The 15,269-nt window shown below is 70.6% G+C and carries 15 protein-coding genes; 8 read left to right on the forward strand and 7 right to left on the reverse strand.

Annotated features, from left to right (window positions below; all coding sequences use genetic code 11):
* The first annotated feature begins 110 nt into the window (after positions 1 to 110).
* A complete protein-coding gene (locus HS041_RS00425; protein WP_196438541.1) occupies positions 111 to 1,508 on the forward strand; it encodes a sigma 54-interacting transcriptional regulator in 1,398 nt (465 codons plus the stop codon).
* 52 nt (positions 1,509 to 1,560) lie between these two features.
* Positions 1,561 to 3,510, forward strand: coding sequence for a vWA domain-containing protein (locus HS041_RS00430; protein ID WP_196438542.1), 1,950 nt, complete (start codon positions 1,561 to 1,563; stop codon positions 3,508 to 3,510).
* Between the two features lie 24 nt (positions 3,511 to 3,534).
* Here the strand turns inward: HS041_RS00430 and HS041_RS00435 are convergent, their stop codons facing one another.
* Entirely contained in the window at positions 3,535 to 3,957 is a 423-nt protein-coding gene (locus HS041_RS00435; RefSeq protein ID WP_196438543.1) for a DUF6292 family protein, read from the reverse strand.
* 454 nt (positions 3,958 to 4,411) lie between these two features.
* On the opposite strand from HS041_RS00435, the gene HS041_RS00440 reads away from it, so the two are divergent.
* Together HS041_RS00440 and HS041_RS00445 are read left to right on the forward strand one after the other, a co-directional pair.
* The gene (locus HS041_RS00440; protein WP_196438544.1) at positions 4,412 to 4,732 is read left to right on the forward strand and encodes a hypothetical protein; all 321 of its coding nucleotides are present in this window, start codon (positions 4,412 to 4,414) and stop codon (positions 4,730 to 4,732) included.
* Between the two features lie 10 nt (positions 4,733 to 4,742).
* A complete protein-coding gene (locus tag HS041_RS00445; protein ID WP_196438545.1) occupies positions 4,743 to 5,243 on the forward strand; it encodes a hypothetical protein in 501 nt (166 codons plus the stop codon).
* Between the two features lie 39 nt (positions 5,244 to 5,282).
* Here the strand turns inward: HS041_RS00445 and HS041_RS00450 are convergent, their stop codons facing one another.
* The gene (locus HS041_RS00450) at positions 5,283 to 6,422 is read right to left on the reverse strand and encodes a cystathionine gamma-synthase (RefSeq protein WP_196438546.1); all 1,140 of its coding nucleotides are present in this window, start codon (positions 6,420 to 6,422) and stop codon (positions 5,283 to 5,285) included.
* 68 nt (positions 6,423 to 6,490) lie between these two features.
* Entirely contained in the window at positions 6,491 to 6,706 is a 216-nt protein-coding gene (locus HS041_RS00455) for a hypothetical protein (protein WP_196438547.1), read from the reverse strand.
* A 138-nt stretch (positions 6,707 to 6,844) separates the two neighbouring features.
* On the opposite strand from HS041_RS00455, the gene HS041_RS00460 reads away from it, so the two are divergent.
* On the forward strand, positions 6,845 to 8,056 hold the full coding sequence (locus tag HS041_RS00460) for a sensor histidine kinase (protein WP_196438548.1): 1,212 nt from the start codon (positions 6,845 to 6,847) through the stop codon (positions 8,054 to 8,056).
* On the opposite strand, the gene HS041_RS00465 is transcribed toward HS041_RS00460, so the two are convergent.
* Positions 8,016 to 9,386, reverse strand: a complete 1,371-nt coding sequence (locus tag HS041_RS00465) for a cystathionine beta-synthase (RefSeq protein ID WP_196438549.1) — start codon at positions 9,384 to 9,386, stop codon at positions 8,016 to 8,018. The two genes, HS041_RS00460 and HS041_RS00465, sit on opposite strands and share 41 nt — an antisense overlap.
* A gap of 170 nt (positions 9,387 to 9,556) precedes the next feature.
* Here HS041_RS00465 and HS041_RS00470 point away from each other — a divergent pair, with 170 nt between their 5' ends.
* From HS041_RS00470 to HS041_RS00480, 3 genes are all read left to right on the forward strand, one after another.
* Entirely contained in the window at positions 9,557 to 10,531 is a 975-nt protein-coding gene (locus HS041_RS00470) for an SGNH/GDSL hydrolase family protein (protein ID WP_196438550.1), read from the forward strand.
* A 52-nt stretch (positions 10,532 to 10,583) separates the two neighbouring features.
* Positions 10,584 to 11,933, forward strand: coding sequence for an outer membrane protein assembly factor BamB family protein (locus tag HS041_RS00475; protein ID WP_196438551.1), 1,350 nt, complete (start codon positions 10,584 to 10,586; stop codon positions 11,931 to 11,933).
* A gap of 260 nt (positions 11,934 to 12,193) precedes the next feature.
* Positions 12,194 to 13,414, forward strand: a complete 1,221-nt coding sequence (locus tag HS041_RS00480) for an acetyl-CoA C-acetyltransferase (protein ID WP_196438552.1) — start codon at positions 12,194 to 12,196, stop codon at positions 13,412 to 13,414.
* A 4-nt stretch (positions 13,415 to 13,418) separates the two neighbouring features.
* Here HS041_RS00480 and HS041_RS00485 read toward each other — a convergent pair whose 3' ends face one another.
* The 3 genes from HS041_RS00485 to HS041_RS00495 all read right to left on the reverse strand — a co-directional run bounded on the left by HS041_RS00485 (position 13,419) and on the right by HS041_RS00495 (position 15,228).
* The gene (locus HS041_RS00485; protein ID WP_196438553.1) at positions 13,419 to 13,829 is read right to left on the reverse strand and encodes a PPOX class F420-dependent oxidoreductase; all 411 of its coding nucleotides are present in this window, start codon (positions 13,827 to 13,829) and stop codon (positions 13,419 to 13,421) included.
* A gap of 210 nt (positions 13,830 to 14,039) precedes the next feature.
* Entirely contained in the window at positions 14,040 to 14,264 is a 225-nt protein-coding gene (locus tag HS041_RS00490) for a DUF4287 domain-containing protein (RefSeq protein ID WP_196438554.1), read from the reverse strand.
* A 184-nt stretch (positions 14,265 to 14,448) separates the two neighbouring features.
* The gene (locus HS041_RS00495; RefSeq protein ID WP_196438555.1) at positions 14,449 to 15,228 is read right to left on the reverse strand and encodes a Bax inhibitor-1/YccA family protein; all 780 of its coding nucleotides are present in this window, start codon (positions 15,226 to 15,228) and stop codon (positions 14,449 to 14,451) included.
* Between the last annotated feature and the right edge of the window lie 41 nt (positions 15,229 to 15,269).

A 15,269-nucleotide genomic window follows, 5' to 3' on the forward strand; every position in this document is an offset into this window, starting at 1 on the left:
ACTGAGAGGGCGGGCACGCATACCGAGTGCCAGACGATGGTCAAGATCCGAAACCGGGATGAGTGTGATGAGGCTGCCGGTTTCGGCTCCGGCGACGTAGTCTCGATCCCGTGCGCCACATTCCAGAGCCACGGACTCTGCGCGAACTTCGCGCGAGCGGCCATATCCACCGCACGGTAAAGGCCGAGATCCGCGAGAACCTCCTGGCCCTCCTCCGATCGGGGGAGCCGAGGTTCCCCGGCATCGTGGGTTTCGACGACACCGTCCTCCCCCAGCTGGAGCGGGCCCTGCTCGCCGGTCACGACCTGGTCCTGCTCGGCGAGCGCGGCCAGGGCAAGACCCGGCTCATCCGCACCGTCACCGGACTGCTCGACGAGTGGACCCCGGTCGTGGAGGGCTGCGAGATCAACGACCACCCCTACACCCCCTCCTGCGTCCGCTGCCGCCGCCTGGCGGAGTCCGCGGGCGAGGAGCTGCCGGTCTCCTGGCGCCACCGTGACGAGCGGTACGGCGAGAAGCTCGCCACCCCCGACACCTCCGTGGGCGACCTGATCGGCGACATCGACCCCATCAAGATCGCCGAAGGGCGCACGCTCGGTGACCCCGAGACCGTGCACTACGGCCTGGTCCCGCGGAGCAACCGCGGCGTCTTCTCGGTCAACGAGCTGCCCGACCTCGCCGAGCGGATCCAGGTCTCGCTGCTCAACGTGCTGGAGGAGCGCGACATCCAGGTCCGCGGTTACAACCTCCGGCTGCCGCTGGACGTCCTGCTGATCGCCAGCGCCAACCCCGAGGACTACACCAACCGCGGCCGGATCATCACCCCGCTCAAGGACCGCTTCGGCGCCGAGATCCGCACCCACTACCCGCTCTCGGCCGAGACGGAGCTCGCGCTCATCCGCCAGGAGGCGGCCCTCGGCCACATCGGCGCCGACCTGCCCGACCACCTGATCGAGGTGATCGCCCGCTTCACGCGGCTGGTCCGCGAGTCCACCGCGGTGGACTCGCGCTCCGGGGTGTCGGCCCGCTTCTCCATCGCCGCCGCCGAGACGGCGGCCGCCTCCGCCCTGCGGCGGGCCGCGCTGACCGGCGAGGAGCGCGCGGTGGCGCGGGTGGCCGACCTGCCCGGCATCGTGCACACGCTGCGCGGCAAGGTGGAGTTCGAGGTCAGCGAGGAGGGCCGGGAGACCGAGGTCCTGGCACACCTGCTCCGCCGGGCCGTGGCCGAGACGTTCCGCGGCACGCTCGGCGGCATGGACCTGTCGGCGCTGCTGGAGAAGTTCTCCGAAGGCGTCCAGGTCGAGTCCGGGCCCCTGGTCCCCGCCGCCGAGCTGTTGCACAGGATCGGCCCGGTGACCGGCCTGGCCAAGATCATGTCCCGGCTCGGCATCGGCGACGAGTCCCCCGGGCACGCGGCGGCCGCGCTGGAGTTCACCCTGGAGGGGCTCTACCTGCTGCGCCGCCTGTCCAAGGACGAGGCGGACGGCACGGCGGTCTACCGCACCTGAGCGGCCCGGCAAGCGGCGCGACCGCCCAGGTGAACTGCGAGAGGTGGGGTGGATGAGTTACCGCTATGGCGAGTACCGGGACGGGCCCGACCCGCTCGCTCCGCCGTACGACGTGCGGTCGGCGCTCGACAGGATGGGCGACTCCATCCTGTCCGGCTCCAACCCCGGCCACGCCCTGCGCGACCTGCTCAAGCAGGGCCTGCCCGGGGCGCAGAACCGGCGCGGCCTGGACGACCTGCTCCGCGAGGTACGGCGCCGCCGCCGTGAGCTGCGTGAGCGGGGCCGCCTCGACGGGACACTGGAGCGGGCCAGGGCACTGCTCGACAAGGCGATCGGCCAGGAGCGGGCCGAGCTGTTCCCCGACCCCTCGGACGACGCCCGGTTCCGCGAGACGCAGCTGGACGACGTGCCGGATGACCCGGCCAGCGCCATCCAGTCGCTGAGCTCCTACCAGTGGCGTTCCGAGGCCGCCCGGCGGACCTTCGAGGAGCTGCGCGACCTGCTCCGCAGGGAGGTGCTCGACAGCCAGTTCCGCGGCATGAAGCAGGCGCTGGCCGACCCCGATCCGGCCGCGCTGGAGCGGGTCCGCCAGATGATGTCCGAGCTGAACGACATGCTCGACCGGGACGCCCGGGGAGAGCACACCCAGGATGACTTCGACCGCTTCATGTCGGAATACGGTGACATGTTCCCGGAGTCGCCCCGGAACCTGGAGGAGCTGGTCGACGCCCTCGCCCGCCGGGCCGCCGCGACCCAGCGCCTGCTGGCCTCGCTCACCCCGCGCCAGCGCGAGGAGCTCGCCGCCCTGATCAACCAGACCCTGGAGCAGGCCGGACTGGCCGAGCAGATGCGCAGGCTGGGCGAGTCCCTGCACGCCCGCCGCCCCGACCTCGCCTGGAACACCCCCGAACGGCTCACCGGCGAGCAGCCCATAGGGATGGGCGACGCGGTGACCGCGCTGGACGAGCTCGCCGACCTGACCCAGCTGGAGGCCGCGCTCCGCCAGGACTACCCCGGCGCCAGGCTGGACGACGTCGACGAGGCCGCGATCCGGCGCGCGCTCGGCCGCTCGGCCGTCGACGACCTGGAGGCGCTCAAGCAGATCGAGCGCGAACTGGAGCAGCAGGGCTACCTCCGCCGCCAGCGCGGCAGGCTGGAGCTCACCCCCAAGGCCGTCCGCAGGCTCGGCGAGACCGCGCTGCGCCGGGTCTTCGCCTCCCTCGACTCCGGCCGCCGCGGCGAGCACGAGCAGGTCGACGCGGGCGCGGCCGGCGAGCTCACCGGCTCCACCCGCCCCTGGCGGTTCGGCGACGAGCAGCCGATCGACGTGGTCCGCACGGTCGTCAACGGCGTACGGCGCGGCGCGAGCCGTACCGGCGCCGTGACCCTGTCGGTGGACGACTTCGAGGTGGCCGAGACCGAGCGGCGCACCGCCGCGGCGGTCTGCCTGCTGGTCGACCTGTCCTACTCGATGGCGCTGCGTGGCACCTGGGCGGCTGCCAAGCAGACCGCGATGGCGCTGCAGGCGCTGGTCAGCTCGAAGTTCCCGCAGGACTCGGTGCAGATCATCGGCTTCTCCAACTACGCCCGGGTCCTGCAGCCCGACGAGCTCGCCGGGCTGGAGTGGGACATGGTCCAGGGCACGAACCTGCACCACGCCCTGCTGATCGCCGGCCGCCATCTGGACCGCCACCCCGACTTCGAGCCGGTCGTGCTCGTGGTCACCGACGGCGAGCCCACCTCGCACCTGCGCCGCAACGGCTCCTACGCCTTCGAGTGGCCGCCCACGCCCGAGACCCTGGAGCTGACGCTCGCCGAGGTGGACAAGATGACCCGGCGCCGGGCGACGCTCAACGTGTTCATGCTCGCCGATGACGAGCGGCTGAAGGAGTTCGTGGACGAGGTCGCCCGGCGCAACGGCGGCCGGGTCTTCTCCCCCAGCCCCGACCGGCTCGGGGAGTATGTCGTCAGCGACTTCCTGCGCGCCCGCCGCGCCCGCTGAGCGCCCGGAGCCGGGAAGGAGCCCTCAGGCGTCGGCGTGGGCGACGTAACCGTTGAGGGCGAGGTCGAAACCGTCGCGGTAGTGCCGGTAGGAGCGGTAGCAGGGCCGCCAGGCCGTGCTGTTGCCCACTCCGGCCCTGGCCTCCGCGACGGCGGCCGGGACCCGGTCGGGGCGGAGCAGCAGGCCGCCTCCGAGATAGCGGGCCTCGGCCAGGACGGTGCAGGCCCCCGGATCGCCGGAGACGAACCGGCCCCAGCGCCAGCCGCTCTCCTCGTCCCACACCAGCGCGTCCCCGCCGGTCAGGCGGATGGTGCCGGCGCGCGGGTCGCAGGGACCCTCCCACCAGGTCTCGACCTGCCCGCCCAGCGCCTCCGCGACGAGGCGCAGGTAGAAAGCGGGCTGGCGGTGCCATTCGACGGTGTACGGCTCGACATGCTTCACAGCCACAGCGGGCACTCCCTTGTGCCTTCGTGCACGATCATGGATCCGGTGCCCGCCCGGCACGGCCGCGGTCCTGATCGCGCGGCCTCATCGCACGGGGACGGGCTTCCCAGTGATCCTACTCACACCACCCGAGTGCTCAGGGCGCAAATGTGAAGATCCATCACCATCTCCCCGGAACCGGTCCGCCTCCGAAATGTAATCTCCCGGTGACAACTCTTCCGCCGGCCCCTCCGTCTCTCTTGTAGAGGACCTTCTCCGTCAAGAGACCGGAGGGAGTGAGCCGGATGATCGCAGTCGTCCTCATCGTGCTGATGGCCGCCGCCGTCGTGGGTTTCGAGCTGTTCCTCGGCTCCCACCCCCGCGACCGGCGGGACGCCTCCGGACAGGAGTGAGCCGCCCGTCTTGAAACGCGACGGCATCCGGGGAAGGCTGGTTTTCCCCTTCCCCGGAGGAGCGCATGTGGATCGCGGCCCTGATAACAGCCGGAATCCTGCTCGTCGCCTTTCTGGTCGTCCTCGCGCTCGTCGTGATCAGCATTCACGTCGAGGACAACCGCACCTCGATCACGGGCCGCGCGCCGGGGGCCACCGCGGCGGGCGCCCGGCGCCTGCTCGGCGTCCGGGTCGACCACAGCACCTGCCGGGCCCGGCCGCAGGACGCCTGCCCGCTCTGCCGGCACCTCCTCCAGAAGGAGGGCAGGCTGAAAGAGGGCGGGGCGGACACGCCCAACCCGCCGGGGTTCCCGAAGCCGTATCCAGACGAGATCACCGAAGGCTAGGGTCTGGCGCATGAACGACCTGCTGCTCTGGCTGCACATCGGTTTCGCCATCTTCGCCCTCGGCCCGGTCACCGCCGCGACCGTTTCCACGCCCCGGTTCATCCGCGCCCGCAACGTCGACGTCCTGCGCTACCTGCACAGGACGACGCGCGCCTACGCCATCTCCGCGGTGGGCGTCTTCGTGTTCGGCGTGTTGCTCGGCCGGGAGTACCTCGGCAAGCCCTACCTCTCGGTCTCCATGACGCTCTTCATCGTCGCCGCGGTGCTGCTGGCCATCGTGGAGCGGGACCAGCGGTCCGCCATCCGGATTCTCGGCGGCGCAGGACCGGCCGGTGACGCCGACACCGGGACGGATGCGGGCTCCGAACCCGCCCAGACTTCCGGGGAGCAGGCCGGCCGGAGTCCCGCGACCACCGAGGCGCAGACCGGCCGGATCGCCGCGCTCTCCGGTGTCGTCTCCCTGATCTGGCTGGTCATCCTGGTGCTCATGGTCTGGGGCAACCCCGCCTGACCGGTCCCGGGCCGGACGGCCCGGGACCGGCCGGTCCGGTTACCCCAGGGCCTGGGAGAGGTCCGCGAGCAGATCGTCGATCGACTCGATGCCGACCGAGAGCCGGACGAGGTCACCGGGGACCTCCAGCGGCGAACCGGCGGCGGAGGCGTGCGTCATCCGGCCGGGGTGCTCGATCAGCGACTCCACGCCGCCGAGCGACTCGCCCAGGGTGAACAGCCTGGCCCGGTTGCAGATCTCGACCGCATCGGCCTCGCCTCCGGCGACCCGGAAGGAGACCATCCCGCCGAAGCGCTTCATCTGCTTGGCCGCCACCTCGTGACCGGGGTGCTCGGGCATGCCCGGATAGAGCACCGAGATCACCTTCGGGTGGGCGAGCAGGAGGTCGACCACCCGCTCGGCGTTGTCGCAGTGGCGGTCCATCCGCACCGCGAGCGTCTTGAGGCCGCGCAGCGTCAGCCAGGCGTCGAACGGGCCGGCCACCGCGCCCATCGCGTTCTGGTGGTAGGCGAGCCGCTCGCCCAGCTCCGCGTCCCGGGCGACGAGCGCGCCGCCCACCACGTCGGAGTGGCCGCCGACGTACTTCGTGGTGGAGTGGACCACGATGTCCGCGCCGAGCGCCAGCGGCTGCTGAAGGTACGGCGAGGCGAAGGTGTTGTCCACCACCAGCAGCGCGCCGCAGTCGTGGGCGAGCTCTGCCAGCGCGGCGATGTCGGAGATGCCGAGCAGCGGGTTGGTGGGCGTCTCCACCCAGATGGCCTTCGTCTTCGGGGTGATGGCGGCCCCGACCGCGTTCATGTTGTCCAGCGCCACCGGGTCGTAGTGCAGCCCCCAGCGTTCGTGCACCTTGGCGAAGAGCCGGTAGGTGCCGCCGTAGGCGTCGTTCGGGATGATCACGTGGTCGCCCGGCCTGCAGATCGTGCGCAGCACGGTGTCCTCGGCCGCCAGCCCCGAGGCGAAGGCCAGGCCCCGGACGCCGCCCTCGACGGCGGCCATGGCCTCCTCCAGCGCGGTCCTGGTCGGGTTGGCCGACCGGCTGTACTCGTATCCGGAGCGCAGCCCGCCCACGCCGTCCTGCTTGTAGGTGGACACCGCGTAGATCGGCGGCACGACGGCCCCGGTCAGGGGGTCGGCCTCCTGACCGGCATGAATGGCCAGGGTCTCGAATCCTTCAGTCATACGGCCCACGCTACTCCGCTTCGCGCCCCGCACCGGGGCGGCGGGACCCCCGCGGGCGCGGATCCGCCCTACGCGGCCCGCGACCCGCGGCCGTCCGCGGAGCGCGGCCGGAGCGCGACCACCTCGGCACCCTCGGCGGTGACGCGCGGCGCCCGGATGTGGCGGCCGCTGCGGCCCTCGGCGGACTCCCCGTTGATGCGCGAGAGCAGCACCGGATCGGCGAGCGTCAGGAACACCACGACGACGAGCCCGATGGCCAGCAGCACGATCCCGATGATGGTCATTTTCCTCTTCCCTTCGACACTCCAAGCATCGGTTCCAGGGCCTGTGCCGCGCTTCCGCTGAAGGACCGGTTCGAAGGGGGACCGCTCGGCCGAACGGTTGATATCCCCCCTCGGCCATCAGGATTAGGCTCGATGCCCGTGGGGGATGCAAACCGGTTTGTCTACTGGATCCAGCGGCTCAGCGAGATCGCGTTGCTGTGCTGGCTCGGGTTGCTGTTGCTCTTCGACATCGTGATCGCGGCCACGACCTCGGTGGACGGCCAATTCCTGGTCCCCGTCTGCGGGGTCTACGGGATCTACGCCGTGTGGCGGCGCGGCCGGAGCAGGATCCGGCCCTTCGCGGTGATGATGGCGCTGTCCTTCACGGTGACCATCACCATGGCGGTGATCGGGGGCGACGGCATCCCCGGGTTCGCCGAGACGGGGGCGCTGCTCGTCCTCACCATCGGCGGACTGCGCTGGATCGAGCCGCTCAGGAACGCCGCGCTGTTCTCCGTCGCCTCGATGCTCGTACTGGAGATCTCAGCCGCCCGGCCGGGCCAGGACGAACCGTCCCTGGCGGCCGGTTTCCTCCTCTTCGTCGCCTGGTCCGTCGCCGCCGGCGTCGGCGCCTACCTGCGCTTCCAGCTGGAGCGCCGCAGAGAGGCGGTGCACTCGGTACGGCGGACCGAACGCCTGGAGCTCGCCAGGGAGCTGCACGACCTGGTCGCCCACCACATCACCGGGATCGTCGTGCAGGCCCAGGCCGCCCGGGTCGTCGCCGAGCAGAAGCCCGAGGCCGTGCTCCCCGCGCTCGACGCGATCGCCGGCGCCGGCGTCGACGCGCTGACCTCGATGCGGCGCCTGGTCAGCGTCCTGCGCGCCGAGGACGAGGCCGCGCGCTCCCCCGGCACGCGCCTGGCGGACATGCGCACGCTGGTGGAGCGCTTCTCGTCGAGCGGCCCGCAGGTGGCATTCGACATCGGCCAGGGCATCGCCGACGACACCCTGGCTCCGGAGGTGATGACCACCCTCCACCGGGTCCTGCAGGAGTCCTTGACGAACGTACGCCGCCACGCCCCGGGCACCGGGTGGGTCGAGGCCGACCTTCGCCTGGTGGAGCGGGTGGTGTACCTGCGCGTGCGCAACTACGGCTCGCTCTCGGACCCCAGGGTCTCCGGTCTCGGGGGCGGCTTCGGCCTGGTCGGCATGGCCGAGCGCGTCGAGGCGCTCGGCGGCCGTCTCATAGCCGGTCCCACACCCGACGGAGCCTGGCAGGTGCTCGCCGAGCTGCCTGTCCACGGCGACGACAAGTCGTCGCGGCCTGGAGCTAGTGGTTCGCCAGGAAGGCCAGCAGGTCCTGGCGGGTGAGCAGGCCGACGGGCTTGCCGTCGTCGAGGACCACCGCGGCGTCGGCCTTCTCCAGGGCGTCGACGGCGTGGGAGATGGGCTCTCCGGCGCCGATCATGGGCAGCGGCTGGGACATGTGGTCGGCCAGCGGGTCCTGCGGGCGCACCCGGCCGCGGTAGAGGGCGTCGAGCAGGTCGCGCTCCACGATCGAGCCGACCACCTCGGCCGCCATGACCGGGGGCTCCTCCTTCATGACCGGGAGCTGCGAGACGCCGTACTCGCGCATGATGGCGATGGCGGTGTCCACCGACTCGTGGGGATGGGTGTGCACGAACTCCGGCAGGCCGGAACCCTTGCGGTGCAGCACGTCCCTGACCAGTCCTTCCTCCGAGGAAGTGGTCAGGAAGCCGTAGTCGGCCATCCAGTCGTCGTTGAAGATCTTCGACAGGTAGCCGCGGCCGCCGTCGGGCAGCAGCACCACGACCACGTCGTCCGGCCCGGCCTGCTTGGCCACGCGCAGGGCCGCGACCGTGGCCATCCCGCAGGAGCCGCCCACCAGGAGGGCCTCCTCCCGGGCCAGGCGGCGGGTCATGCCGAAGGAGTCCTTGTCGGAGACGGCGATGATCTCGTCGCAGATCGTGGTGTCGTAGGTGGCCGGCCAGATGTCCTCGCCGACGCCCTCCACCAGGTACGGCCGGCCGGTGCCCCCGGAGTAGACCGAACCCTCGGGATCGGCTCCGATGATCTTGACTCGGCCGCCGGAGACCTCCTTGAGGTAGCGGCCGGTGCCGCTGATCGTGCCGCCGGTGCCGACACCCGCGACGAAGTGGGTGATCCGGCCCTCGGTCTGCTCCCAGATCTCGGGCCCGGTGGAGTAATAGTGACTCTCCGGGTTATTGGGATTGGAGTACTGGTCCGGCTTCCAGGCGTTCGGTGTCTCCCTGGCCAGCCGGTCGGAGACCGAGTAGTAGGAGTTCGGATGGTCGGGGGAGACCGCGGTGGGGCAGACGACGACCTCGGCGCCGTAGGCCCGGAGCACCGCGATCTTGTCCTGGGCCACCTTGTCCGGCACCACGAACAGGCACCGGTAGCCGCGCTGCTGGGCCACGATGGCCAGCCCCACGCCGGTGTTGCCCGAGGTCGGCTCCACGATCGTGCCGCCGGGACGGAGCTCTCCCGATTTCTCCGCGGCGTCGATCATCCGGACCGCGATCCGGTCCTTGACCGAGCCGCCGGGATTGAAGTACTCGACCTTGGCGAGCACCTGGGCGGGCACTCCCGCCGTCACCTTGTGCAGCTGGACGAGCGGGGTGTTGCCCATCAGCTCCACGAGCGAGTTGTATACGCGCATCGCGACGATCACCTCGAATTGCCAAAGCTGGGTCAGCTTGTCGTTTGGAATGCCTGGGTCCCCAGAGGGTCGCCGGGACTCGGCTGGTTTTCTATAACAAACGCTACCGCCGAGCCGAAGTATCGAAGATATACCGGTGAACCTGGGACGAGTCGAGAAAGGTGACGCCCGTGATCTGGACACCCGGGGCGGCGCGGACGGCACGGCGCATCGCGGCCGCAGCGGCAGTGGGAGGGGGCGGCCTGACCGCGCTCGGCATGGCGACCTACGGGTTGCTGTACGCCGAGGGCGTGCTGGCGCGCCGGGTCATCGGCCGCCCGCACGGACTGGAGGGACCGCCCTCGGACGGGGTCTACGGCGACTTCGAGGGTGAGCCGATCCGGCTGGCCCTGCTCGGCGACTCCACCGTGATCGGCCTGGGCATGACCGACCCCGCCGACACTCCCGGGGTGCTGATCGCCTGCGGCCTGGCGGCCGTGGCCGAGCGCCCGGTGCGGCTCTCCGTGTTCGGCGTGTCGGGGACGTCCTCCGCCGAGCTCGGCGAGCAGGTCGACAAGGCGGTCGAGGCGCGGCCGGAGATCGCGGTCATCTTCATCGGAAGCAACGACATCACCACCCAGACGCTCCCGGCGCAGGCCGTACGGCATCTGCAGAAGGCCGTGCGGCGCCTGCGGGCGGCCGGCGCGGAGGTGGTCGTGGGCACCTGCCCGGACCTCGGCACGGTCCGGCCCATCGCGCAGCCGCTGCGCTGGGTGGCCCGGCGCTGGAGCCGGCAGCTCGCCGCCGCGCAGACCGTCGCGGTCATCGAGGCGGGCGGGCGGACCGTGGCGTTCGCCGACCTGCTGGGACCGGAATTCGAGACAAATCCGGTCGAGATGTTCGGACCCGACCGTTACCACCCATCTCGCCAAGGCTATCTACAGGCCGCTTACGCGGTGCTACCGTCTGTTTGCACCGCGTTGGAGCTGTGGCCCGAACCCCAGCCCGTACGCGGTGAGTCGATCTACCTCGCGGCGGCCAGAGCCGCGGAGGAGCCCGGCGCCGAGGTGTCCGCGACCCGCGTCGCCGGCCGAGCAACAGGTCCCCACGGACGGTGGGTGACACTGCTCCGTCGGCGGCCTGGAGCGCTGCCTCACGACGCCTGAGCTCGGTCACGCTCCGCGGCGAGATCGTCACATCTCGTCCTATTGGAGTGCAATGCCCGTGATCCGGCCTCATGCGAAACCGGCTCTGGTGCTCGCCGGAACCCTGATCCTGGCCGGCTGCTCCGGCAGCGAAGCGGCCACCCAGGAGTACCCCACCTGGCACAACTCCCAGGTGAACGCGGTCAGCCGTACCGTCACCGGCGGCGGCGTCGCCATGACGACGTCCATGAAGCCCGACGGGATGCTGGAGGCGGTCGCCATCGACCTGGCCTCGGGCAAGAAACTCTGGGCCGCTCCCGCGACCCTGGCGGGCCGCCTGCCCGGGATGGGGGTGCCCGCTCCGGCGGTCGTCGAGACCGGCCAGGGCCAGGCCGTCGCCGTCTCCGTCGACCCGTTCCGCAAGGGCCGGTGGAACGGCAGGCTCGTCGGCCGCGACGCGCGGACCGGGGCGCAGAAATGGACCCGTCCGGTCCACTCCACCTTCGGGCCGCAGCGGTGCGGAGAGTTCGTGTGCCTGTCGGAGCACACCGCCCTGTCCGCGGCCCGGGTCGTCGTGCTCGACCCCGCCACCGGCAAGGTGATGTGGAAGTTCCCCGGCATCGCCGAGGTGGAGTGGTCCGACGCCTCGCGCGTGGTCTTCCTGCGCCTCGCGCGCAACCCCGTCCTGGAGGCCTACGACCTGAAGACCGGCAAGCCCCTCTGGCGGCAGCCGGTCGAGCGTGCCCTCGGCGCCGGTGTGGACGTGTCGGGCGGCTGGTCCTTCGGCGCGACCGCGGACGACCTCGTCGGCTACGTCGCCCCCTACACCAACCCCAGGACCAAGATGGTCTCCGCCTTCGGAATGTTCTCCGTGAAGCTCTCCGACGGCTCGATCAACTGGATGCGCCCCTCGGTGGTGCGCGTCTACCCCAGCGGCAGCCCCGGTCACGCGCCGGTGGTCCGCCCGGTCGACCAGCAGGGCCAGTACGGCGGGTTCGCCCGCCTGGACGCCGAGAGCGGCCGGGTCCTCGGACAGATCCCCGCGGCCCAGGTCCCGGGCTCGGGCTGGTGGCTGGCCTTCCCCGCGCGGATGGAGACGATCGGCTTCCTCAGGCACGGCAAGGCCGGGGCCGCCTTCGACCTCGCCACCGGCCACGACCTCGAGCTCGAGCACGAGCGCGGCTGGTCCTTCTGCGTCACCGACCCCAAGCCGCTCCCGCTCAAGGGAGAGAGCGCCGGGTTCTACTCGGTGGCCGCGCTGTGCGAGTTCAACCTGGCCACCGGGAAGCGCACGACCACTTCCAGCATCCCGCCCGGGTGGTTCACCGGCAGCCAGGGCGGCTGGCGGATATGGCGCGACGAGAAGGGCGGCCTGCACGGCGTCAACGACGCCACCATCACCTCTCCCGGCATGTACGGCTGACGCCCGGGTATGTACGGCTGTGCCACGATCCCGCCGTATGGCGGGGTCTTTTGGCATTCCGTAACAAAGTTCTGTTTCTTACCCCCCGGGTCATGGCTTCCCGGCTACCGCGCGGTAATCTCCGCAAGAGGAGCGATTAACGAAGACCCGCGAAGGGGCACCGGTGGGCCGCCCGAGGAACGCCCGCGACCTGTGAGGAGCCGGTCACCGAAGCCCCCGAGCCGCGACGCGCAGCGTCGCCATGAGCACAGGAGAGCCATATGCCCGAGGCAGTCATCGTCGCGACCGCACGCTCGCCCATCGGACGCGCCTTCAAGGGGTCGCTCAAGGACATCCGCCCGGACGACCTGACCGCGCAAATGATCAAGGCCGCGCTGGCCAAGGTGCCCCAGCTCGACCCGAACACCGTCGACGACCTGATGCTGGGCTGCGGCCTGCCGGGCGGCGAGCAGGGCTTCAACATGGGCCGCGTGGTGGCCACACTGCTCGGCCTGGACGGCGTTCCCGGCACCACCGTCACCCGCTACTGCTCGTCCTCGCTGCAGACCACCCGGATGGCCCTGCACGCGATCAAGGCGGGCGAGGGCGACGTGTTCATCTCGGCCGGCGTGGAGTGCGTCTCCCGCTTCGTCAAGGGCAACTCCGACTCGCTGCCCGAGACGCAGAACCCGCTGTTCAGCGAGGCCCACGCCCGCTCGAAGCAGGCCGAGGCGGGCAACGCCCCGGCCTGGCGCGACCCCCGCGAGGACGGCGCCCTGCCCGACGTCTACATCGCGATGGGCCAGACCGCCGAGAACCTCGCCGGGATCAAGGGCATCTCCCGCCAGGAGCAGGACGAGTTCGGTGTGCGCTCCCAGAACCTGGCCGAGAAGGCCATCGCCAACGGGTTCTGGGAGAAGGACATCACCCCGGTGACCCTGCCGGACGGGACCGTGGTCAGCAAGGACGACGGTCCTCGCGCCGGCACCACCTACGAGGCGGTCTCCCAGCTCAAGCCGGTCTTCCGCCCCGACGGCACGGTCACCGCGGGCAACTGCTGCGCGCTGAACGACGGCGCCGCCGCAGTGATCGTGATGAGCGACACCAAGGCCGCGGAACTGGGCATCACCCCGCTGGCCCGGATCGTCTCCACGGGCGTGACCGGCCTCTCTCCCGAGATCATGGGCCTGGGCCCGGTCGAGGCGAGCAAGCAGGCCCTGGCCCGGGCGGGCATGTCCATCGGCGACGTGGACCTCGTCGAGATCAACGAGGCCTTCGCCGCCCAGGTCATCCCGTCCTACCAGGACCTGGGCATCGACCTCGACCGGCTCAACGTCAACGGCGGCGCCATCGCGGTGGGCCACCCGTTCGGCATGACCGGTGCCCGCATCACCTCCACGCTGATCAACAGCCTCCAGTTCCACGACAAGTCGATCGGCCTGGAGACCATGTGCGTCGGCGGCGGCCAGGGCATGGCCATGGTCCTGGAGCGCCTGGGCTAACCCGTCAGCCGTGGACGTCGGGGCCGGCCCGGGTGATATCGATCCGCATCATCACCCGCCGGTCCCGCTCCATGGCGGCCCGGTAGTCGTCCCAGTCGGGGTGTTCGCCGGAGATGTCCCGGTAGTAGTTCACCAGGAGCTCCATCGCCTCCGGCAGCGGGACGATCTCGGCCGTGCCCTCGATCTGGATCCAGTCGCCGAAGAACGCGTCCGTGGTCACGCAGAGCGCCACCCGGGGGTCCCGCCGCACGTTGCGGAACTTGGCCGCGGTCTCCCGGGTGCTGATGAGCGCGTACCCCTCGGCGTCGAGCCCCACCGTCACCGGGGACATCTGGGGCCGCCCGTCGGCGTGCCAGGTCAGCAGGACTGCGCGGTGGTTGTCGCGGATGAAGGCGCGCGCCTTTTCAAGATCCATGGCCCCATGCTCCCACGCGTCCGGCGCGGAGAACACCGGGTTCGCCCGGTGGGGAACCCCTATCATTCCGGCGTTCTCAGGGCCACGGCGGACCATGGGCCGGGGCGTGCGGGGACCGCCCCGCCGAGGGGTCGTTCCGGGTCCGGCACGCCGAAGACCCGCACCGCCGACCGGCGGCACGGGCCTTCGGATGAGGACAGCGGGCGGCGGCTAGAAGTAGTGGCGGCGCTGCCGCTCGTGCTCGTGCACGATGGCGGCGGCGTAGCCGTGGGTCAGCCCGTGCTCGTCGGCGAGCCAGTTGGCGCGCTCGTCACAGCGAAGGAACGACGGGCCGTTGTCGATGGTCTGAAACCACTCGGGGAGTGCGCGTCCCGTTATGGACGGGACCCTTGCGATCAGCTTGCTCTGCGTCTCCGGTGAGTGGTTCAACGACATGGGCACCTCCACGGATAGGGCTCCTTTGCTCGACAGTGCATCACGGAACCGCAGATAGCAAGACCCGACGACAGGCGCCTGTAACAGGTTGTCGATCTTCGGTCGCTTTTCGTGCATCAATGCCCCGCCTTGCCCAAGAAAAAACCCCGCCGGAGCGGCTCCGGCGGGGTCTTTCCACGGACGATCAGTCGTCACCCGAGAAGTAGCTCAGCAGACGCAGGATCTCCAGGTAGATCCAGACCAGGGTCATCGTCAGACCGAAGGCCATCAGCCAGGAGTAACGCGCCGGCGCGCCGTTCTGGATGCCCCGCTCGACCTCGTCGAAGTCGAGGAGCAGGAAGAAGCAGCCGAGCAGGATCGCCGCGATGCTGACCGCGTATCCGAGCCAGCCGGCCTCACGCAGACCGAACCCGCCGGGGATGAAGAAGCTCGCGACCATGTTGACCAGCAGCGCGGCGAGCAGGCCCAGAGAGGCCGCCACGACGAACTTGGTGAACTTCGGCGTCACCCGGATGATCCGCAGTGAGTAGACGGTGAGCATGCCGCCGAAGGCGAGGGCCGTACCGAGTACCGCCTGGATGACGATGCCGGGGAATCGGCTCTCCATCATGTGGCTGATCACGCCGACGGCGACGCCGTAGGCGACCGAGTAGCCGAGGATGAGCGCCGGGTTGGTGCTCTGCTTGAACGTGATGACCAGGGCCAGGACCAGACCGACGAGCACGCCGACGATCGCCGCGCCCCAGCCCAGGTTGAGCACCCAGGCCGCGGCGGCCGAGACCACCAGCGTGCCCAGGGTCATGAAGCCGCGCACGACCACGTCGTCGATGGTCATGGTCCGCTGCGCGGGCGGTGCGTACGACGGGGTGTCGTACATTCCCTGAAGCTGCTCAGGGGTCGGGGTCGGATAACCCGAGGGCTGCCCCTTCGACATCCGGCCGAATACGGGGTTCTTACTATCCATCGCTGCCTCCACGCTGCGACCTACGCGATCAGACTATTAGA

It is taken from the genome of Planomonospora sp. ID67723, assembly GCF_015711605.1.
Lineage (GTDB): Bacteria > Actinomycetota > Actinomycetes > Streptosporangiales > Streptosporangiaceae > Planomonospora_A.